Genomic DNA, 21496 nt, shown 5'->3' with positions numbered 1-21496 from the left:
TTGAGGTATGACTTATTTTCCTTCGATGTAAGCCCATTTGTACGAAGTATCGGCACCGACTTTGTGGTTAACGATTCCTTTGACGTACGGTTTACGAAGAAGCGAAACACCTTTTTGGTACATAACTGAGATCGCTTGATCCTCTTCAAGGAGTGTTTTTTCAGCATCCTTGAGAGCCTGCCAACGTTTCTCAGCATCTACTTCTTTTTGAGCTGACTTGATGAGTGAATCATATTTATCGCTTGAGTACTTACCACGGTTGTATGGTCCACCAGTTACCCACATATCGAGGAATGTCATCGGATCCTGGTAGTCAGGTCCCCATCCTGCGAACGATAGCTCGAACTCACCTTTAGACTCGAGATCCAACTTGTTCTTGAATGGTTGTTGTTTGATTGTAACTTCAAGACCTGGAAGGTTTTTCTCCCACTCGCCTTTGAGGTACTCCGAGATTTTTTTCGAGTTGTCATCATCATATGAAAGAAGTTCGAGTTTGAGAGACTTCTTGCCGACGGCTTTCAGTCCTTTTTCGAATGATGCTTTTGCAGATGATGCGTCATATGAACCGAAACCTTCGTTGCCATCACGGAAATCTTTACCGTCTGGACCTTTTGCGAAGTCTTTTGGTACGTAGTAGTAAGCAGGGATCGAACCGTTGTTCAAGAGAACTTCAGCCATCTGCTTCTTATCGTATCCTGAGTCGATCGCTTTACGGATATCCTTGTTTTTCAAGAGGTCATTCTTGAAGTTCATTTGGATATAGTACATTGCTGCATCAAGACGTGTATCAAAGTCTTCTTTGTCTTTGTATTGATCAACGAACTCACTCGTTAAGCCAGCTAGATCGATGTCACCTTTTTCGTACAAGTTGACGCCTGTCGAGACTTCTTTAACGATTTTCGTGTTGATTTCTTCAAGTTTGACATTATCTTTATCCCAGTACTGATCATTCTTTTTGTATGTCCAGCCGACATCTGTCTTCCATTCTGAGAGAACGAATGGACCGTTGTAAAGGAATGTATCCGGCTTCGATGCGAAGTTTTTGCCTTGTTCTTCGACGAATTCTTGTTTCAGTGGCATGAATGAACCGAAACCAGTTAGTGATTTGAAGTATTCAGCCGGTTGAGTCAGCTTGACTTCAAGCGTTTTGTCATCGACTGCCTTGACTGCGACATCGTCTGCTTTTCCTTTGCTTGTGTTGTATGCTTCAGCGCCATCGATGATATACATGATGTACGCATACTGCGAACCACTCTTCGGATCAAGGACGCGTTTCCATGCATATTCAAAGTCTTTTGCTGTGACATCGCTACCATCCGACCATTTCGAATCACGAAGTTTGAACGTGTATGTAAGTCCATCTTCAGAAACATCAACACTCTCCGCAACACCCGGTGTTGCTTCTTGATTCTCGTCAAGACGGAATAGTCCTTCTTGAACGTTGTTCAAGACTGTGAAGGATACAGAGTCCGTCGCGACGGTTGGGCTAAGCGCTGGAATATCCGAACCGCTGATGATGTTCAAGACTTGTTTGTCTGAAGATTTTTCTCCAGATGTCGAACCGCCTTCTTTTGAACCTTCATCTGTCGTCGAACATGCAGCAAGACTTGATCCAGCGATTGTCAGTGCTCCGACGAGTGCAAGTGCCTTTTTCTTTTCCATAAAGTAAATCCCTCCCAAAAGAAATAGATATATCTGGTGAAACGATAAGAACCGATAGGATAGCGATCCGGTGTCCGACTAAAAATAAGAGGGGTCATCGCCTTTTATTCTTAAGCTGTGGAAAGCACCGGATCAACTTGTTATCAATAATAAATACAATATTCAGAAAAATCAATAGAATATTTTCAGATTATTTCAAAATTATTAAATTTATGTGTAATACCAACGTTTTTTTACGGAAAATTATTTTTATGTAAGGATAAAATTAGGAATTTTTAGAAGAATTGAATACAAAAAGAACCAGTTGTATAAAACAACTGGTTCTTGAACTCATTTCTGCTCTTGGACGTACTGAAGTGCTTCTGCAACGTGATCTTTTACTTTTACACTGCGCCATTCTTTGACGATTTCGCCAGATTCATCAATTAAAAACGTCGAACGAACAATTCCAAAATATTCCTTACCGTAGTTCTTTTTCAGTTGCCAGACACCATATTGCTCACACACTTCGTGATCGACATCTGATAACAATTGGAACGGTAATTCATATTTTGCGATAAAGTTTTGATGCCGTTTCTGACTATCGGCAGAAACACCGAGAATGACGGTGTTGTTCTCTTCGAACGCTTGCGTCGCATCGCGGAAATCACATGCCTCGGTCGTACAGCCAGGCGTTGAATCCTTCGGATAGAAATAGAGTACGACTTTTTTTCCACGATAATCCTCGAGGGAAATCGGTTCTCCTTGTGCATTCGGAAGGGTGAATGTAGGTGCTTGCATGAAAAATTCCTCCTTATCCTAATTCCATGTTTAATTGATCCGCATATTTCTCAAGCTTCTTTTGAAGACTCTCTTTTAATGGATCGAGGGCGATCAAGTACTTCTCATAATCCGTCCCGGCTTTCGCCGTCTTCATGAGGAGTGGCTGTTCTTCTTCATACCAGTCTGCGTAGTCTTGATAGTAATCAACGAGCGTCTCAGGGTTTCCTTCGTTCTTGAGCGCCTCACCGTAAATCATCAGGATGTTACTGTTCATCTCGAGCGCCATATAATCGGTTTGCGCATTGACACGAGAGAAGACGGCATCCTGCTCTTTTTCATCGGTTTTTCCGATCTCATCAGCCGCCTTCGCATTGACACCATATTCATCAGCGTTAAATCCAGTGAACATGTCGCCAAGCGTCGAGAAGACGGACGGATCGAATGTCGTCGGTGTCAGGACGATTTTCCACTCGTCGTCTTTCTTCAATAACAGTTTCGATCCCCGGTTTGGGAGTATCGATCCTTTCGCATCCTTGAATTCGTGGATGATATAGGCAACGTCGCCCTTTTGGAACGACTTGACGACCTTACCGGGAACAACATTCAAGTTTTTCGCACCGACGGCAAGCGGTTCAAGTTGTTTTTCGTCACCCGTATATTCAATCGATGCAAGGTCTTTTGTATCTGCTCGTCCGGATTGACCGAGCGTTTTTTCGTATGTTTGATAGACGTCAAGAACGGCTTGTTCAGCCTTCTGTTGTTTTGTTTCCGTCGTCTTCGGGGATTTGGTATCTGTAGAAGACGGGGAATCGTTTCCGCAACCGACGAGTACGAGACTGGTCGCAAGCAGCACTACGAGCGATCGTTTCATTCGAATTCCTCCTAAGATGAATGTTTCATGGTGCTTCCATAGCTAATCTTGTCTCTACCATACAGGAAATTCGCTTTTTTGAGTAGGATATCGGTACACTAAACGAAAGGGGAGTGATAGATATGAAAATTCATATTACAGATGAGGCATTGCAATACTTTAAAGATGAGATGGAAGCAAAATCAGGCGATACGATTCGCTTCTTCGCAAAATATGGTGGCTCAACGGATTTAACACAAGGTTTCTCGGTTGGTGTTCATATGGAAGAAGTCGAACGGGCAGCAGTCGAAGAAGTCGTCGATGGCATTCACTTCGTCGTCTCGGATCAAGATGATTGGTTATTCCAAGGGCAAGACGTCAAAGTTTCAATTGAACACGAAGAGATCGTCTTTTCACAAGCGAAGGAATAATTGATAACGGAGGAGCGACCAAATCGGTCGCTCCTTTATTTTTTTGACTAGAATAATTGTAAGCGGACTCATGCTTCTGTACAATGGAGAATGTAAGCGATTTAAAGTAGAGATTAAAGGGGGAATAGAGATGATTCCGTACAAACACGAACCATTCACGGACTTCTCACAAGAAGCAAACAAGAAAGCGTTCGAAGAGGCACTTGCACTCGTCACGCAAGAACTCGGCAAAGATTATCCGCTCGTCATCGGTGGAAAACATGTGACGACGGAAGATAAAATCGTCTCCGTCAATCCGGCTAACAAAGAAGAAATCGTCGGACGTGTCTCGAAAGCGACACAGGAACATGCAGAAGAAGCGATGCAAGCAGCAGTCACAGCCTTCGAAACATGGAAATTCGTCAATCCGTCTGTACGTGCGGACGTCCTATTCAAAGCAGCGAACATCATCCGTAAGCGGAAGCATGAGTTCTCTGCCTACCTCGTCAAAGAAGCAGGGAAGCCTTGGAACGAAGCAGATGCCGATACAGCAGAAGCGATCGACTTCCTCGAGTACTACGCACGTCAGATGCTCGTCTTAAAAGACGGCAAAAAAGTCGAGAGTCGTCCAGGCGAATACAACCGTTACGATTACATTCCACTCGGTATTGGTGTCATCATCTCACCATGGAACTTCCCACTCGCGATCATGGCTGGAACAGCTGTTGCAGCAATCGTGGCAGGGAACCCGATCCTCTTGAAACCCGCATCAACGACACCGGTCGTCGCAGCGAAATTCGTCGAAGTGATGGAGCAGGCTGGTCTTCCGGCAGGCGTCTTGAACTTCGTACCAGGTTCAGGGGCAGAAGTCGGTGACTACCTCGTCGATCACCCGAAAACACGTTTCATCAGCTTCACGGGATCACGTGATGTTGGACTTCGCATCAACGAGCGGGCATCGAAACTAAACGAAGGTCAAATCTGGCTCAAACGCGTCATCGCGGAAATGGGCGGAAAAGATACGATGGTCATCGATGAGTCGGCCGACCTCGATTACGCAGCGGACATGATCACGAAAGCGGCATTCGGATTCTCGGGTCAAAAATGTTCAGCTTGTTCACGTGTCGTCGCACTCGACTCTGTCTATGACGAGTTGCTCGAAAAAGTCGTCGCGAACACGAACAAACTGAGCATCGGTAACCCGACAGATGTCTCAAACAATGTCGGACCGGTCATCGATGCAGCAGCATTCAAGAAAATCACGTCGTACTTCGACGTCGCAAAAGAAGAAGGACGTATCGTCGCAGGTGGTACGGCAGATGATTCAACAGGATTCTTCGTCTCACCGACAGTCGTCGCTGACGTTCAACCAACGGATCGTTTGATGCAAGAAGAGATCTTTGGACCAGTCGTCGCGTTCACGAAAGCGAAAGATTTCAAAGAAGCAATCGACATCGCGAACAACACGGAATACGGATTGACAGGTGCTGTCATCACGCAAGACCGGACGAACCAAGAGTACGCGCGTGCGAACTTCCACGTCGGTAACCTCTACTTCAACCGTGGGTGCACAGGCGCAATCGTTGGCTACCAACCATTCGGTGGATTCAACATGTCTGGAACGGATTCGAAAGCAGGCGGACCGGATTACTTGACTTTACATCTTCAAGCAAAAACAACTTCAGAAATGTTCTGAAATGGTGTTTAATAGATGAAACGGGTGTGCGACCTGCATGCCCGTTTTTCTTATATCACGAAAAAAAGGGGGAGCAAGGATGAACGGAATGTGGTTTGCGATTTTGCTGTATCTCGGACTGATGGTCGCACTAGGCGTCATTGCGTATTATCGGACGAAGAACATGAATGACTACATGCTTGGGGGACGTACGATTGGTCCCGTCGTCACGGCGCTCTCTGCTGGAGCAAGTGACATGAGTGGCTGGCTGTTGATGGGATTACCGGGTGCGATGTATGCAACTGGTCTGTCCAGTGGATGGATCGTCGTTGGTTTATTGCTTGGCGCTTATGCCAACTGGTTACTCGTCGCGCCGCGTCTGCGTGCGTATACGGCACATGCAGGGGATGCAATCACGATTCCCGATTACTTTGAAAAACGATTCCACGATAAAAGTGGCGTCTTGCGTACTGTTTCAGCTGGAGTTATCTTAATATTCTTTATAATGTACGCATCAAGTGGTTTTGTCGCGGGTGGTCGTTTGTTCGAAGCAGTCTTTGGTCTCGAGTACACGACGGGTCTTTGGATTCTAGCGGGCGTCGTCATCGCATACGTCTTCCTCGGTGGTTTCCTTGCTGTCAGTTGGACGGACGTCGTCCAAGGGATGATCATGGTCATCGCGTTGTTGATCGTACCTGCTGTTGCACTGACTTTAAGTGGTGGAATCAACGATACACTCGAGACGATCCGGTCAACGGATGGCTCGAAACTGGAACTCTTCAAAGGGACGACAACGATTGGTATCGTCTCGCTCCTCGCCTGGGGACTCGGGTATTTCGGTCAACCGCATATCATCGTTCGTTTTATGGCGATTCGGAACTTACACGAGATGAAGTCAGCACGTCGCGTCGGAATGATCTGGATGACATTCTCGATCGTTGGTGCGATGGTGACAGGTTTGATTGGTTATGCTTACTTCACGCAACAAAGTGCTGGACTAAAAAATCCAGAGAATGTCTTCATTCAATTATCACGTGATCTCTTCCCAGGATTCATTACGGGACTATTGCTGGCAGCATTACTCGCTGCGATCATGTCGACGATTTCGACGCAACTGCTCGTCTCTTCGAGTGCGGCGACGAATGATTTCTATCATCGATTCTTTAAACGCAGTGCCTCAGACCGCGAACTGATGATCATGGGTCGCGTCATGGTTCTCGTCGTAGCGGTTCTCGCGATTCTCTTATCGTTCGGCGCGCAGAAGTCGATCCTGACGCTCGTCGGATATGCGTGGGCTGGTTTTGGTTCAGCGTTCGGACCAGTCGTGCTGTTCAGCTTACTGTGGCGCCGGATGAACAAGACCGGAGCACTCGCTTCGATGATCACGGGATCCGTCGTCGTCATCGCATGGATCCTCATCAATCAGAACGTCGCCGGATTACCATCCTACATTTCAGAAATGTATGAGATGATTCCAGCATTCATCGCTTCGACGATCGCGCTCGTCATCGGTAGTCTCGTGACGAAGGAACCGAGTCAAGCCATCTATGACGAATTTGATCAGGTACAAGCGCAACTAAAAGGTGCAGAACCTGAGCGGAAGATCGTCTAATTAACAAAAAGGGATGTTTCCTGATTACAGGAGACATCCCTTTTTAATTCACTTCATACGTTGTTATTTACCATAAACATATTTGTTGTACTTGTGCAAAATGAGCGTATAATGAAAACAAAAAGTGAGGTGAACGAGATGGCGACACAGCCACTTACACAAGATTTACCGAAAAAACGGACATATATTGGACCAGCGTTCGTCGCTGCCGTCGCGTATCTTGATCCGGGAAACTTCGCGACGAATATGACGGCAGGCGCTCAGTATGGCTATTTGCTGCTTTGGGTCATCGTTGCATCGAACTTGATGGCCGTCGTCATTCAGTTCCTATCAGCCAAGCTTGGAATCGTCAGTAATCTCAGTTTAGCGGAAGTGATCCGGGAGGAGTTATCGCCGGTCTCTCGCTTCTTCTACTGGGTACAAGCGGAGCTCGTCGCGATGGCAACCGATCTCGCAGAGTTCGTCGGGGCCGCACTCGGATTTCATTTACTGTTCGCAATCGATTTACGGATGGCGACGCTGTTGACGGCAATCCTATCATTCGTCATCCTCGGCTTCGAGCAAAAAGGACTCCGGCATTTCGAAGCTGTCATCGCCGTACTCGTCTTAATCATCGCCGCTGCTTTTGCGATTGAAGTATTTGAAGTCCATCCGGTCTTTCGTGATCTATCGGCAGGGTTGTTACCGGGATTCGAAGGTACGTCGAGCATCGTCCTCGCTGCCGGGATGCTCGGAGCGACCGTCATGCCGCATGCGATCTATCTCCATTCCGATTTAACGAAACGACGGATGGGGCACGTTGCGAATAAATTGTCGATGTTACGGATTCAGCGTTTCGATATTTGGGGAGCGATGTTGATTGCCGGAGCGGTCAATGGAGCGATGCTCGTCATTGCTGCCAGTGTGTTTTACGGCACGACGTATCAAGCGGGTTCGCTTGAAGCGATCTACGAGGGACTTCATGTCACGCTCGGTGGCATTGCGCCATATCTGTTTGCGATTGCTTTACTCGTCTCGGGTCTCGCTTCTTCAAGTGTCGGGACGATGTCAGGTGACGCGATCATGCGCGGCTTTCTTCATCTTCAACTGCCATTGTTCGTTCGACGGACCGTGACGATGTTGCCTGCGATTTTGTTACTGTTCTCCGGTTTTGATCCGACACGAGCACTTGTCCTTAGTCAGGTCGCCTTATCGTTCGGGATTCCGTTCGCCTTGATTCCCTTGATTCGGGCGACTGCGAGTGAGCGGTACATGGGAGAACATCGGAACAGTCGGTTCATGAACGCGTTGGCATGGGTGATCGTCTCGATCGTCATCGTCTTCAATATCTATCTGCTCGTCGATGTATTAGTATGAATATTCAGTATTTTTGTTTCGTCTGATTTAAAGCGGGTATTTCATAACTAGAAGCTTTCCGCCCGGAAGCTTTGCTACCCCTATAGGACGATGGTGCGGACCTCCCCCCGATGCACCATCGTCTTTTTTGTCTGGACGAAAAGTGCTATGATTAGAAATAGTGTAAAATATATCGCAAAAGTTCCGGAGGTGGAATGACATGGCAAAGATTAATGAGGAGCAAGTCCGCCACGTGGCGCATTTGGCACGCCTTGCCGTGACAGATGAAGAAGTAGCACAATTCACAGGACAACTCGAGAAGATTCTTGGGTTCGCTGAACAATTAAATGAACTCGATACGACAGGCGTCGAACCGACGACTCATGTCCTCGATTTAAAGAACGTCCTACGTAAGGACAAAGTACGTCCATCACTTCCTCGTACGGAAGTAGAACGACTCGCACCGGATTGGGAAGACGGACAAGTCCGCGTCCCAGCGGTGTTCGAATAAGGAGGAAATGACCCGATGTCACTTTTTGAACATGGTGTCAAAACACTACACACACTCATTCAGGATGGCGAAGTCAAAGTTTCTGAACTCGTCCAAGAATCCTTTGATCAAATCGACCGCGTCGATGGAAAAATCGGTGCGTTTCTTTCATTGAACGAAGAAGCATTCGAGCAAGCAAAACGAATGGATGATGTCGCGAAACATGAAGCAAATCCATTGTTTGGTCTTCCAATCGGCGTCAAGGATAACATCGTCACGAAAGGGATGACGACGACATGTGGTTCGAAATTCCTCGAGAACTTCGTACCAGCGCATGACGCGACGGTCGTCGAGCGTCTGCATGAAGCAGGGACGATCACGATCGGGAAATTGAACATGGATGAGTTCGCGATGGGTTCTTCAAACGAGAACTCAGCGTACAAACCGGTTCGCAACCCATGGAATACGAAACACGTTCCAGGTGGTTCTTCAGGTGGTTCAGCAGCAGCTGTCGCAGCAGGCGAAGTCTTGTTCAGCCTTGGTTCGGATACAGGTGGTTCGATTCGTCAACCGGCTGCCTATTGTGGTGTCGTCGGGTTGAAACCGACATACGGTCTCGTCTCACGCTTCGGTCTCGTGGCGTTCGCGTCATCGCTTGACCAAATCGGTCCGTTGACACGAACAGTCGAAGACAACGCGTATCTCTTGAGCGCGATCGCAGGACACTGTGAGATGGATTCGACGTCTGCGAACGTCGCAGCAACGGATTACACACAAGCGTTGACAGGTGATATCAAAGGTCTGAAGATTGCTGTTCCGAAAGAATACTTCGGTGAAGGTGTCAGTGAAGGTGTCAAAGCTAACATCCGTGAAGCAATCAAAAAACTCGAAGCACTCGGTGCGACAGTCGATGAGGTGTCACTCCCGAACTCGAAATATGCGCTTGCGACGTACTACTTACTCGCTTCATCAGAAGCATCATCGAATCTCGCGCGCTTTGACGGTATTCGTTACGGAGTCCGTGCGGAAGCGGACGCACTTGAAGATGTCTTCAAGTATTCCCGCTCACAAGGATTCGGAGACGAAGTCAAACGCCGGATCATGCTCGGAACGTATGCGCTCAGCTCAGGTTACTACGATGCCTACTATAAAAAAGCACAACAAGCGCGAACGTTGATCAAAAAGGATTTCGACGATGTCCTCGCGAACTATGACGTCATCATCGGACCAACAGCGCCGACACCAGCATTCGAACTCGGTGCACAACTCGATGATCCCGTCACGATGTATGCGAATGACATCTTGACGATTCCAATCAACTTAGCGGGTGTCCCAGCAATCTCGGTTCCAGCTGGATTCGTCGACGGTCTTCCGGTCGGCTTACAAATCATTGGAAAACATTTCGATGAGGCGACGATCTATCGCGCTGCGCATGCGTTTGAGCTTGCGACAGGTGGATTCGCGCTTCCGAAGTTATAAGGAGCGAATGTATCATGAACTTTGAAACGATCATCGGGATAGAGGTCCACGCCGAGCTGAGCACGAACACGAAGATGTTCTGTGGTTGTGCGCGGGAATACGGCGCGGAGACGAACACGAAAACGTGCCCGATTTGTCTTGGACATCCGGGCGTCTTGCCGAAAATCAACGAAAAAGCCGTTGAACTCGCTGTTCGTGCAGCAATGGCACTTAACTGCCAAGTTGCCGATCAAACGAAATTCGACCGAAAGAACTATTTCTACCCAGATACGCCAAAAGCGTATCAAATCTCACAGTTCGATCAACCGATTGGCTTCGATGGCTACATTGATGCGGAAGTTGATGGCGAAACGAAACGCTTCCGAATCGAACGTGTCCATCTGGAAGAAGATGCTGGTAAGATGAACCACACGGGTGCGAATCACTCAGTCGTCGACTTCAACCGGACAGGTGCGCCGCTCATCGAGATCGTCAGTGAAGCGGACATGCGTTCACCGAAAGATGCAGTCGCCTACCTCGAACGTCTCAAGGAAGTCTTGCAATATGCAGGCGTCTCGGACGTCAAGATGGAAGAAGGATCACTTCGTTGTGACTGTAACATCTCCGTTCGCCCATACGGACAAGAGAAGTTCGGTACAAAAACAGAACTTAAAAACTTGAACTCATTCGGAAACGTCTTAAAAGGTCTTGAGTTCGAAGAAGATCGTCACCGTAAGTTGTTGCTTGCAGGTGGTGTGATGCGTCAAGAAACACTTCGCTTCGATGAGACGAAAAAACAAACGGTCCTCATGCGTGTCAAAGAAGGGGCGTCGGATTACCGTTACTTCCCAGAGCCTGACCTCGTCAAGCTCGTACTTGATCACGATTGGAAAGAAGCGATTCGTGCCGGTATCCCGGAACTTCCAGATGCACGTCGCGTTCGTTACCAAGAAGAACTCGGTCTTTCGGCGTATGATGCGAAGCAATTGACAGTTACACGTGAGATGGCAGAGTACTTCGAAGCGACACTGGCAGCAGGCGCAGAGCCAAAAGCAGCAGCCAACTGGACGATCGGTGAGATCCAAGGTCACTTGAATAAATCGACGGAAACGTTCGAAACAGTCAAGATGACACCAGCTCGTCTGGCAGAGATGATCGACTTGATCGCAAGTGGCACGATTTCTTCGAAAATCGCCAAACAAGTCTTCACAGCCGTCATCGAAGAAGGTGTCGAGCCACGTGCATACGTCGAAGAAAACGGTCTTGCACAAATTTCAGACGAAGGATTGCTACGTGGTCTCATCGTCGAGATGTTCGAAGCGAACCCAGCCGTCGTCGAGGAATTACTCGGTGGACGTGACCGGAAGAAAGGCTTCGTCATCGGTCAAATCATGAAGAAAACAAAAGGAATGGCGAACCCTGCCCTCCTTGATCAACTCTTCTATGAAGAGCTTGAAAAATTAAAATAAGTACCTGATCAAACAGCGTTCGTTCCTCCTTTACTTCTGCGAGGAAACGGACGCTGTCTTTTTTGGCTTTGTAATGTCTCGAGAGTTCATGTAAAATAAAACAGTTATGTATCAAATGAACGGTTGAGTCAAAAAGGAGAAAATCTTATGAGACCTAGAGCGCGCGTGATTTATAACCCGACTTCCGGGAAAGAGATGGTTAAACGAAATTTACCGTATATCCTCGACCGACTTGAAGCAGCGGGTTATGAGACATCTGTCTACTCGACGAAAGCGGTCGGCGATGCGACGTATGAAGCAGCACGAGCATGCGAAGCAGACTTTGATCTCGTCGTCGCAGCAGGCGGCGATGGTACGTTGAACGAAGTGATCAGCGGAATGGCTGCCTACAACAAACGTCCGAAGCTTGGTGTACTACCTGTTGGAACAACGAATGACTTTGGTCGGGCAATGCGTATTCCATTGACGATCGAAGGAGCGATGGATGTCATTTGCACAGGACATACGATGCCGGTCGATATCGGTAAGATTGAAGGATCGGCAGGCGTCCATTACTTCATCAATATCGCTGGTGGTGGCATCATGACAGAACTGTCGTACGAAGTGCCTTCGAAGCTGAAGACGGCACTCGGACAGCTCGCGTACTACGTCAAAGGGATGGAGAAACTTCCGCAAATCCGACCGACATATGTCGAACTGGAGCATGAAAAGGGTATATTCAAAGGAGAAGTCATGCTGTTCTTGACATCCAATACGAACTCTGTCGGCGGATTCGAGAAATTGTCACCGAACGCGTCACTCAATGACGGTCGGTTCGATCTCTTCATTCTCAAGAAATGTAACCTCGTCGAACTGATTCGTGTCATGCGTCTTGCCTTAAAAGGGGATCATTTCTCGGACCCTTGCATCGAGCATGTCACGACCTCATTCGTCCGCATGAAGAATACATCAGAGATGAGCTTGAACATCGATGGTGAGTTTGGCGGCATTTGCGAAGGCGAGATGACGAATCTTCGCTCTCATTTCGAAGTCATGACACCAAAGTTCCGGATCGAAGAGATGGAACAAATCAATACACAACTACAAGAAGCAGAAACGAACCTCGCGTGAAGCGAGGTTTTTAAGGAGGATATTCATGATTCCAGTACAAAAGAACGATGAACACGTCGTCGAGATCGTCGACCTGACGCATGAAGGATCAGGGGTCGCGCGCATCGATGGATATACGGTCTTCATCCCGGGCGCATTGCCGACGGAGCAGGTCAAGATCAAAATCACGAAAACGACGAAGTCTTACGGATTCGGTCGTATCATTCGTCAAAAGACGAAGAGTGTCGATCGTGTCGAGCCGCCTTGTCCGGTTTACAACCAGTGTGGCGGTTGCCAATTGCAACACTTGTCATACGATGCAGAACTCAAGTTCAAGCACAACCGTGTCCGTGACGCTTTCGCGCGTCTAGCAGGTCTTGAAATTCCGGTCCACGAGACGATCGGGATGGAAGATCCATGGGGTTACCGTAACAAAGCACAAGTTCCGGTCGCATTCCAATCAAACAAATTGATGGCTGGCTTCTACCAAAAACGGAGTCACCGGATCATCGATATGGACTACTGCTTAATTCAAAACAAAGAAAACGACGAAGCTGTTCAAGCGGTTCGTAAAGTCCTTGCTGACTTAAAAGTCCCAGCGTACGACGAGAAGAAAAAAGCAGGTGTCATCCGTCATATCATGGCACGTCATGGTTATCACACGAACGAGTTGATGGTCGTGCTTGTCACGAAGGTCAAACAACTTCGTGGTATCGATAAGATCGTTGAAGGAATCTTAAAGGCGTTACCAAACGTTACATCGATCCAGCACAACATCAACCCGGATGATACGAACGTCATCCTTGGGAAAAAGAACGTCGTCTTGTACGGACCGTCCGTCATCCGCGATCAAATCGCTGGATTGACGTATGAAATCTCACCGCATTCGTTCTTCCAAGTCAACCCGCTGCAAACAGAGAAACTCTACGCGAAAGCGCTCGAGTATGCTCAGTTGACAGGCGATGAGACAGTCGTTGATGCTTACTGTGGTATTGGTTCGATTTCCTTGTCACTCGCTAAACAAGCGAAGCACGTCTACGGCATCGAAATCGTACCGCAAGCAATCGATGATGCACGCCGGAACGCACAAGCGAACGGGATCGAGAACGTGACATTCGAGTACGGTGCAGCTGAGAAGGTCATGCCGGATCTCGTTAAAGCCGGTATTCAACCGGACGTCATCGTCGTCGACCCACCACGTAAAGGCTGTGACGAAGAATTCTTGCGTGCAGCAGCAGATGTCGCACCGAAGCGGATCGTTTACGTCTCATGTAACGCGTCGACACAAGCGCGCGACGCGAAGCTATTGACAGAGCTCGGGTATACACTCGTCGAAGTGACGCCAGTCGATATGTTCCCGCATACGACACACGTCGAGAGCGTTGCCTTGTTCGTCCGTAACTAAATTGTTTGAAGTGCCTCTTTCCGTTAAGGAAGGAGGCATTTTTTGATATCTTTGCTACGAGAAATTAAAAATGAGAAATGGCTTATTTAGCCATTTCTCATTTTTAATAATTATCATTCAGTTTCTGCTACTTCTTCCTCAATCATCGACTGTGATGTACTTGGGAACAACTCAGCAAGAACACGTTCACTTGCCGTACCATCGTCAAGACTGCAGAACCGCTCGAGGAAGCGATCATACTTTTCTTGGTAAGCGACGGATTTCGTATCGATCTGTTCGATATAATCGATGACTTGATCCGTTTCCTTCAAGAGTGGTCCTGGAACGACTTCTTCGAAATCGAAATAGAATCCACGTAACGTCGACGCATATTTCTCCAAGTCGTACGTAAAGAAGATCATCGGGCGTTGTAAGTGGGCGTAATCGAAGAAGACAGACGAGTAGTCAGTGATCAAGACATCACTGATCAAATACAACTCTGCGATATCGCCGTACGAAGAGACGTCATAGGCGAAGCCTTCGTGTCCACTGATATCCATGTTTTGCGCAATCAAGTAATGCATCCGGAGCAAGACGACATAATCGTCACCGAGTCGGGCCTGCATCTCATTCAAGTCAAGTTGGAGATCGAAGCGGTATTTTCCGCGCGCGATAAACTCGTCATCTCGCCATGTTGGTGCGTACAAGACGACTTTCTTGTCAGCTGGGATATCAAGACGTGCTTTGATTTCGCTGATGAGACCAGCTTGATCGTCCGCATACAAGAGATCGTTTCGCGGATAACCTGTCTCAAGCATCGTATTTTGGAACCCGAACGCACTCTTGAAGATTTCGCTCGAATAGGCATTCGGAGAAATCAAGTAATTCCATTCCTGTGCTTGATTGTAGAAGTTCCGTTTGTAGCGCGTCGCGTTCGTTCCTGCCATGTGTACTTCTTCCATATCGAGACCTAGTCGTTTTAATGGTGTGCCGTGCCATGTTTGAAGGTAGATCGTTTCTTCGCGTTTCGTTAAGCTGAGCGGTTGACGTGTATTGAAAATCCAGTACTTCGCACGTGCCATCGCTTGGTAATACGCGAAGCTGTTTTTGAGCACCCAGTTTGGGCAAGCTTCCTTGACGTCATCTGAAGGCTCATTCGCGAAAATCCAGACGAGCTCAAGTTCAGGGCGTTGTTCTTTTAATTTCAGATAAAGGGCCTTCGGATTATCGGAATAGCTTCGTCCAAGGAAACTCTCGAATAAGACAAGGTTCTCTTTAACCGGCATCTTTTGGAGCAGACGATAGAGCATGAGACCGTTCTTGATTTTTTTACGTCGTGCCGTCCGTAATGTCTGCTTTGTCTTAACAGCAGTGATATATGAACGGAACATGATATACGAACCCGTCGACCATGCCTGCAGATACTTGCTTTGTGTCTTCGCCCGTCTCAAGTCGTAAGCGACATGACGGAAGACGTCGGTTTGCTGGCTTTTTGATGTACTGCGCTCAAGCAATGCTCGACCACGTTTTGAGATGAAACGTTTGTACCACGTATTTAAGAATTTTTGAACGTCGTTATCCTTCGTATGGGCAGATAACATACCGTAGATCCGTGAGATATCGGATAATGTCGTGATATCACGCGCTTGGTAGAGCGATTGTCCTTCAAGTGGCGTACTACGTGAGTTTCGACCATAGACGACATAACTGACCGATGTCAGGTTCGTCAGTTTCGAAATGATGGTATGGGCGATAATCGTATCGGCGAACCATCGTGTCTCAAGAACAGGTAGATCATTGAGCAAGTCCTTTTTAATCATCCAGCCGTGAATCGTCGTCAAATGACGCGAATTGAACTTCGTACGAGTATAGAAGAAATAACGATCATCATCGATCGGCATGAGCCATTTTTTCTTGTTGTAGACAGGTGAGACCTTACCGATGATGACTTCACCGCGTGATTTCTCATAGGCTTTGATATACGTATAGAGTGCACGTGGTGCGAGGATATCATCACTATCGAGGAAGGTAACGTAGTCACCTGTCGCGACTTCAAGACCACGTCGACGTGCTGCATACGTCCCTTGATGCGCCTGTTCCACGATCGTACATGTCGGATAGAGAGAACGGAGCTCATCGATGTATGTGCTGGGTCCGTCAAAGACGACGACGATTTCCACCGGGATCGACACCTTCTGGTCGAGAACGGATTGAATGGCTGCCTTCGTTTGTGATTCAGTTTGATAGACAGGAATGATGACACTAATTGAGTTCATGTTGATTCTCCTTTTTGATGAAAGAATCCGTCAAAAACGGATTCACGAAAATAGTTCCTGTTGAATAGGATATCACAAAACGAAAAAAAGGCACGACTCTCTTAAAATTCACTTCGTTGCCGGTAATGTGTCGGTGTCTCGCCAGTCGTCTGTTTGAAGGCTTGACTGAAATGACTTTGGCTTGAGAAGTGCAACTTATTTGAGATCGTCAGCAACGAGTCGTCGGACGAGCGCAGGAGACGCTTCGCTTCCCGAATGCGTTCCCGGATGACATACCGGGCGAGTGGCAGACCGGTCTCATCCTTAAACAGAACGGACAAGTAATTGGACGAGACATGAATGGCTTGGCTGATTGATGAGACGGACAACGGTTCATACAGGTGTTGCTGAATATAGCGAATCGCAGCGAGTACATGAGGCGAGTGCCGCAGCGCTTGGAGTTCCTTGACGGCTTCTGCGAACGAAACTGTAATCCGGACATGACGATTCCGGAGTTCGGCAATGCTCGTCGCGGCTTCGATTGTCTCAATCATCCGGTCGCTTAGGGAGAACGCTTCGTCCGGTTCTAGTCCACCGCGAATCGCAGCGCGTGCGCTCAATAGGACGGTTCCGAGCAACAGGTTCTTTTCTGCGCGTAACGGTTGATGCCGTGCGAGTGTGCCGAATTCACCATAAGCAGGTAACGAATAAGTCGTTGCGAGTCGCTCGCTTTGACCCGTCGCGATCCAGTCGATGATTTGTTGCTCCCGTTGCCATGCTTTTCGGTACGCGGTCACCCCTGTATGGGACGGTGCATCCGCAACGAGTGGGATTTCAGCTTCCTGAATATCAGACAGTTGTTCGATTTCTCGCTTCGGCAATGGTTCCCCGTGCAACAAGCGATACATCAGGTGAGCACAGTCAATCAATCGGTTCTCCGTCGTACGCGGCAAGACCTTATAAAACTGGTGATAGGCTTCATCTTGGATATGCGCCCGAAAGAGAGCAGATTGTAATAGAACAGGACCGATTCGATACATACCTTGTTCCGGAACGTCCAAAAAGAGGTAGGCTGTACCGTCTTTCAGGGTATAGAGTAAAGGAGTCTTTTTAAGGACGGGCCATTCATTCTCAATCGGCAAGGTTCCCGGATGAGGTGGAGCTTCTGGACGTAGAGCAAGCGGAGTACCATTACGATCTCGGTACGTGACGAAAAAACCGGTCATTCCGTAAAGGTGCTCTGCGATTTGCGTCAAGTCGGATGTCGACAAGCGATTCATGACACGACTCCTTTCGAAATAAAGTGGATTGCTTCTAGTGTATGTCCTCTTTCGCGGATAGTCGAGAACGAACCAAGAAAAACCGAAGTCTTCCGAAAAAGGCTTCGCTACAAAATCAACCAGATGGAACTAAGGAGTCTTTTGAATTAAAATCGTATCGTTCAACGATCAGTTCTTTTCTCTACTTGGAATAGCGGGATATAGCATGACTAAATATGAAGGAATTATGTAGAGATTTTCATCATTTGAGAAATGAATCAACGCGGGGTTCATGATAAAATGAAAAGGGTGTCACAGAGTGGCTAGGGAGGAACAGAAATGAATATTGCTTTTTTCTTATTACCTAAAGATGAGGTGAAATATTTGGATCCTGAGTCAACGGTCAGACAAGCACTAGAAAAGATGAAACATCATCGTTTTACGTCGGTCCCACTCGTTGACAATAAAGGGAAATACGCAGGAACGCTGACAGAAGGCGATATCTTGTGGGCACTCGAAGCAAATCTCGAGCATGCCGATTACGACCATGTCTTGCAGACACGATTAACTGATATTAAACAACGTGTCCGTTATAAACCAGTTTCAATTACAGCGCAGATGGAAGAGATGATTGAAGTCATTACGGATCAAAACTTCGTGCCCGTCATTGATGATGGCAAACATTTTATCGGCATCATCCGACGGCGTGATATCATCGATTATTTTGCTAAAAAAGTAGCGCGGGAGAACGTCAGTTATTAAAAATGAATAAAACTAGTAAAAAAAGCACTGATTTTCACAGAAATGTGGGAAGAAGTGCTTTTTATTGACCCAAAACGACTTCACGAAATGGGAGGAGGCGACGATATAGAAGCATAATGACAATTTAGGGAGGACGATGTGTTGCGACGTTTATCACCAGTCTTCATCGTAGAAGCTTTTCGAAGACGCTCCTACTATAAAACGTTCTCATGGATGATTGCGATCATCGGTCTGGTAGCGTTGATCGTCGCGTGTCAGCATTTGACGAAAACGTTAGATGAAGGGTATCGCTTCAAGGCATCGGGGAAAACGATTGCCGAAGTGACACCTTTTAATCATGCCGAACAGGAAGTGACGCGCTACTATCTATCGTCTTTGAATGACGATGCCGATTTGACGCAAGCTTCAGAGCGGGCGAATCGATCGCTTGAACAATTGACGGACCGGCTTCCGGATATGAAAGCGACCGAGTCGACACGCGAAGAAGTCCTGACAGAAATCAAAAAACTACAACGCCAAGGATACGAATCGAATCATCGTTTTTTCACGACGATGACGAATTTCAAAAGTGAAATCATATTCAATCAGCTCGTGCTGAGTAAAGAAACAGGGTCTTATTATAATGTGTTCTCCAATCTGATTTTAATGGAAGAACAACTGGGTAAATCCGCTGAAATCTTGAAGAATGCTCGACAAAAAGAAGAACCTAGTTCCATTGATCAGTTACGGATTCAACAGATGCGGATTGATTTACCTTTGCGACAAGACTCGCTCATCAAATCCTTGTATGACGTGATTTCGCTTCAAAATGACGCAGGACGTCAGGATATCGCAATCATGCGGGAACAGATGGATGCCTACACACAAACGCTCGATGATCTATTACGTGCTCCGAAAGATTCGACGTACGTTGCGTTAGCGAATCAAGCCGAACAATATGAATCCAGTATGTATCGTCTATACGATCAAGAACTTAAGCAAGTCGCACAAGAAATGCAAGATCGAGGTAATCAAATCATTCGTAATGCCTGGCTTCTGTTTGGCGCAACCGGTGTCTTGATTCTTGGATTATTGATGTTGACCTTATCGTTATTACGCGCGTTTCGCCAAGATCTTTCTTTATTGAAGGGAGAAGCGAATACCTTCGCGGAAGACCGCCGACAATCCGGTTATGACGTACCGGCGCGAAATGATTTCCAGCCCGTCGTCCAAGCTTTTCGGACGATGACAGCCATCATCGCCGGGTTGCTCGATTACAATGACGCGAAGACGAAAGAAATCAAACAGAAAAAAGCGGAAATCGAATCGCTCTTTTCCCAAAATACCGATCCGATCCTTGCGATGTCATCGGATTACACGATCGTGAACGGAAATGAACGTTTTCGACAATTAACGAACGCGACAGCGGGGTGGACGATTGAAGAACTGATTCATCCGGCTGATTTGAATCGGATGCGCCGAGCGTTGAGACGATCGCTGGAAGGGCAGAGTCAGACGATTCGTTGTAAGATGCTCTTTGATGAAAAGATTTTGAACATGTTCGTCAATATCATCCATGTCGCCAATAAAGAGGACGATACAGGTGTTGCCCTTTACTTATCCTGTCATGATGAGACGGATCAGTTCCGACGGGAAGAACGAATCACACAACTAGCACTCTTCGATATGTTGACGGGCTTGTTGAACCGGAATGGTTTCGAGCAAAAGATGGCAGATGCTCTAAAAGCACCTCAACCGGGAGAACTCGTCACGATCAGCGTCCGGCAATTCCGACGAATCAATGACATCTACGGACATGGGGCGGGAGATCAGATTCTAAAAGATCTCGCAAATCGCCTCAAGCATCATTTCATCGGAACCGGACAAGCGGCGCGGATTGGTGGAGATGAATTCGCCGTGCTGGTCGCACAACAGGATATCGTCGATTACCAGAAGTTAAAGCAGGTCATCGAACATGTCTATGAGATCAACGGAGAATACGTCAATGTCAGCATCAGTATGAGCATGGTCCGCTACCCGGATGATGCGGTGGCCGTCACCTCCTTATTATCCTCAGTCGACATCGCGATGCAGCATGCGAAACAACAGACAGAGGGTGGACCGGTCTGGTTCGAGTCCTGGATGAGTGCGGAGTATCTTGAATCGGTCGCCCTCGAAGCAGAATTACGAGAAGCGATCGAGAAGAACGAGCTACAACTGTTCTATCAACCACAGATTAATCTCGCAACAGGTCAGGTCGATGGCTGTGAAGCACTCTTGCGTTGGTTCCATCCTGAACGAGGAATGATTAGTCCGGCAATCTTCATTCCGATTGCTGAACGATCGATGTTGATTGAAGAGATCGGGATGTGGGTCGTTGCCGAGACGGTCCGACAAGTCGAAGAGTGGAAGGATACGGAACTCGGAGTACTACGTGTCTCCGCGAACTTATCCGTCAAAGAACTCGTCTCTGGTCGGATCGTCGATTATCTGACCGATGTCCGAGAGATTCATCCAGGGATTGAACAACGGATGGAACTTGAAATTACGGAATCGTTTGGTGTCTTTTCAGACACACGCGTATTTGATGCGTTACAGACGTTGCACCAGATGGGATATCGTCTTGCGATCGACGACTTTGGTACGGGGTATTCTTCGTTGTCGTACTTAAGTCGATTACCGATCCAGCGGTTGAAAATTGATCGTTCGTTCATCAGTGGTCCGGATGCCTGTTCAAACGCACCGCTCATCGAGACGATCATCAAGCTTGCTCATACGTTGAAGTATGACGTCGTCGCTGAAGGAATCGAGGAACTTGAACAAGCGGATCATTTACGAGTGCTTGACTGTGAGTATGCGCAAGGATTCTATTATTCAAGACCGATTCCAGCCGACGAGTTTCGGGTCTGGTACGGGAAGTATCATGAAAAGCTTTTATCTGAATGACATGAGTCCTGTCGTCGTTTTACGAACGTTTTTGTCATCCTTGCTTTCCACAGGCGGGAGGTAAGCCGCGGCACCACGCACTTCATGCGGTGTGCCGGG

At 47.5% G+C, this 21496-nt stretch carries 16 protein-coding genes; 11 read left to right on the top strand and 5 right to left on the bottom strand.

Translation table 11 applies throughout. The features are described from left to right. Positions 1-12: 12 nt before the first annotated feature. The 3 genes from B3G15_RS12025 to B3G15_RS12015 all read right to left on the bottom strand — a co-directional run bounded on the left by B3G15_RS12025 (position 13) and on the right by B3G15_RS12015 (position 3295). A complete protein-coding gene (locus B3G15_RS12025; RefSeq protein ID WP_290721303.1) occupies positions 13-1662 on the bottom strand; it encodes a peptide ABC transporter substrate-binding protein in 1650 nt (549 codons plus the stop codon). Positions 1663-1992: 330 nt separating this feature from the next. After that, positions 1993-2442, bottom strand: a complete 450-nt coding sequence (bcp, locus tag B3G15_RS12020) for a thioredoxin-dependent thiol peroxidase (RefSeq protein ID WP_290721300.1) — start codon at positions 2440-2442, stop codon at positions 1993-1995. 13 nt (positions 2443-2455) lie between these two features. Next, the gene (locus B3G15_RS12015; RefSeq protein ID WP_290721297.1) at positions 2456-3295 is read right to left on the bottom strand and encodes a hypothetical protein; all 840 of its coding nucleotides are present in this window, start codon (positions 3293-3295) and stop codon (positions 2456-2458) included. Positions 3296-3417: 122 nt separating this feature from the next. Between B3G15_RS12015 and B3G15_RS12010 the strand changes: the two genes are divergently transcribed. The 9 genes from B3G15_RS12010 (at position 3418) to rlmD (ending at position 14217) form a co-directional block, all read left to right on the top strand. Next, positions 3418-3705, top strand: a complete 288-nt coding sequence (locus B3G15_RS12010; protein WP_023469340.1) for a HesB/YadR/YfhF family protein — start codon at positions 3418-3420, stop codon at positions 3703-3705. Positions 3706-3835: 130 nt separating this feature from the next. Further along, the gene (pruA, locus tag B3G15_RS12005; RefSeq protein ID WP_290721294.1) at positions 3836-5380 is read left to right on the top strand and encodes an L-glutamate gamma-semialdehyde dehydrogenase; all 1545 of its coding nucleotides are present in this window, start codon (positions 3836-3838) and stop codon (positions 5378-5380) included. A gap of 79 nt (positions 5381-5459) precedes the next feature. Continuing rightward, entirely contained in the window at positions 5460-6971 is a 1512-nt protein-coding gene (putP, locus tag B3G15_RS12000; protein ID WP_064299364.1) for a sodium/proline symporter PutP, read from the top strand. A 111-nt stretch (positions 6972-7082) separates the two neighbouring features. Continuing rightward, positions 7083-8327 (top strand): Nramp family divalent metal transporter, encoded by a 1245-nt coding sequence (locus tag B3G15_RS11995; RefSeq protein WP_290721289.1) that lies wholly within the window; start codon positions 7083-7085, stop codon positions 8325-8327. 199 nt (positions 8328-8526) lie between these two features. Then, positions 8527-8817, top strand: a complete 291-nt coding sequence (gene gatC, locus B3G15_RS11990; protein WP_268023104.1) for an Asp-tRNA(Asn)/Glu-tRNA(Gln) amidotransferase subunit GatC — start codon at positions 8527-8529, stop codon at positions 8815-8817. 15 nt (positions 8818-8832) lie between these two features. After that, complete coding sequence (gene gatA / locus B3G15_RS11985; protein ID WP_214858289.1) at positions 8833-10275, top strand: Asp-tRNA(Asn)/Glu-tRNA(Gln) amidotransferase subunit GatA; 1443 nt, start codon at positions 8833-8835, stop codon at positions 10273-10275. Between the two features lie 14 nt (positions 10276-10289). Beyond that, a complete protein-coding gene (gene gatB, locus B3G15_RS11980) occupies positions 10290-11723 on the top strand; it encodes an Asp-tRNA(Asn)/Glu-tRNA(Gln) amidotransferase subunit GatB (RefSeq protein WP_023469334.1) in 1434 nt (477 codons plus the stop codon). Positions 11724-11870: 147 nt separating this feature from the next. Further along, positions 11871-12833: a diacylglycerol kinase gene (locus B3G15_RS11975; RefSeq protein WP_023469333.1), complete on the top strand. Its 963-nt coding sequence runs from the start codon at positions 11871-11873 to the stop codon at positions 12831-12833. 25 nt (positions 12834-12858) lie between these two features. Further along, entirely contained in the window at positions 12859-14217 is a 1359-nt protein-coding gene (rlmD, locus tag B3G15_RS11970; RefSeq protein WP_035396153.1) for a 23S rRNA (uracil(1939)-C(5))-methyltransferase RlmD, read from the top strand. A gap of 113 nt (positions 14218-14330) precedes the next feature. On the opposite strand, the gene B3G15_RS11965 is transcribed toward rlmD, so the two are convergent. Then, a complete protein-coding gene (locus B3G15_RS11965) occupies positions 14331-16472 on the bottom strand; it encodes a bifunctional glycosyltransferase/CDP-glycerol:glycerophosphate glycerophosphotransferase (RefSeq protein ID WP_290721279.1) in 2142 nt (713 codons plus the stop codon). Positions 16473-16573: 101 nt separating this feature from the next. Next, positions 16574-17731 carry a helix-turn-helix domain-containing protein gene (locus B3G15_RS11960; protein WP_214858285.1) on the bottom strand — a complete coding sequence of 386 codons (1158 nt, stop codon included), beginning with the start codon at positions 17729-17731 and terminating at the stop codon, positions 16574-16576. Between the two features lie 318 nt (positions 17732-18049). On the opposite strand from B3G15_RS11960, the gene B3G15_RS11955 reads away from it, so the two are divergent. Together B3G15_RS11955 and B3G15_RS11950 are read left to right on the top strand one after the other, a co-directional pair. After that, positions 18050-18472: a CBS domain-containing protein gene (locus B3G15_RS11955; protein WP_195864475.1), complete on the top strand. Its 423-nt coding sequence runs from the start codon at positions 18050-18052 to the stop codon at positions 18470-18472. Positions 18473-18610: 138 nt separating this feature from the next. Beyond that, positions 18611-21397 carry a putative bifunctional diguanylate cyclase/phosphodiesterase gene (locus B3G15_RS11950; RefSeq protein ID WP_290721272.1) on the top strand — a complete coding sequence of 929 codons (2787 nt, stop codon included), beginning with the start codon at positions 18611-18613 and terminating at the stop codon, positions 21395-21397. The last annotated feature ends 99 nt before the right edge of the window (positions 21398-21496 follow it).

It is taken from the genome of Exiguobacterium sp. UBA1053 (genome assembly GCF_002316465.1).
Taxonomy (GTDB): Bacteria; Bacillota; Bacilli; order Exiguobacteriales; family Exiguobacteriaceae; genus Exiguobacterium_A; species Exiguobacterium_A abrahamii.
The sequence above is the reverse complement of the archived record's forward strand: the minus strand, read 5'-3'. Positions and strand labels throughout refer to the sequence as shown.

Excerpts from the sequence above, each read along its gene's own strand:
- B3G15_RS12025 (WP_290721303.1), bottom strand. The coding sequence starts at position 1,662 with ATGGAAAAGAAAAAGGCACTTGCACTCGTCGGAGCACTGACAATCGCT.
- bcp (WP_290721300.1), bottom strand. The coding sequence starts at position 2,442 with ATGCAAGCACCTACATTCACCCTTCCGAATGCACAAGGAGAACCGATT.
- B3G15_RS12015 (WP_290721297.1), bottom strand. The coding sequence starts at position 3,295 with ATGAAACGATCGCTCGTAGTGCTGCTTGCGACCAGTCTCGTACTCGTC.
- B3G15_RS12010 (WP_023469340.1), top strand. The coding sequence starts at position 3,418 with ATGAAAATTCATATTACAGATGAGGCATTGCAATACTTTAAAGATGAG.
- pruA (WP_290721294.1), top strand. The coding sequence starts at position 3,836 with ATGATTCCGTACAAACACGAACCATTCACGGACTTCTCACAAGAAGCA.
- putP (WP_064299364.1), top strand. The coding sequence starts at position 5,460 with ATGAACGGAATGTGGTTTGCGATTTTGCTGTATCTCGGACTGATGGTC.
- B3G15_RS11995 (WP_290721289.1), top strand. The coding sequence starts at position 7,083 with ATGAAAACAAAAAGTGAGGTGAACGAGATGGCGACACAGCCACTTACA.
- gatC (WP_268023104.1), top strand. The coding sequence starts at position 8,527 with ATGGCAAAGATTAATGAGGAGCAAGTCCGCCACGTGGCGCATTTGGCA.
- gatA (WP_214858289.1), top strand. The coding sequence starts at position 8,833 with ATGTCACTTTTTGAACATGGTGTCAAAACACTACACACACTCATTCAG.
- gatB (WP_023469334.1), top strand. The coding sequence starts at position 10,290 with ATGAACTTTGAAACGATCATCGGGATAGAGGTCCACGCCGAGCTGAGC.
- B3G15_RS11975 (WP_023469333.1), top strand. The coding sequence starts at position 11,871 with ATGAGACCTAGAGCGCGCGTGATTTATAACCCGACTTCCGGGAAAGAG.
- rlmD (WP_035396153.1), top strand. The coding sequence starts at position 12,859 with ATGATTCCAGTACAAAAGAACGATGAACACGTCGTCGAGATCGTCGAC.
- B3G15_RS11965 (WP_290721279.1), bottom strand. The coding sequence starts at position 16,472 with ATGAACTCAATTAGTGTCATCATTCCTGTCTATCAAACTGAATCACAA.
- B3G15_RS11960 (WP_214858285.1), bottom strand. The coding sequence starts at position 17,731 with ATGAATCGCTTGTCGACATCCGACTTGACGCAAATCGCAGAGCACCTT.
- B3G15_RS11955 (WP_195864475.1), top strand. The coding sequence starts at position 18,050 with ATGAATATTGCTTTTTTCTTATTACCTAAAGATGAGGTGAAATATTTG.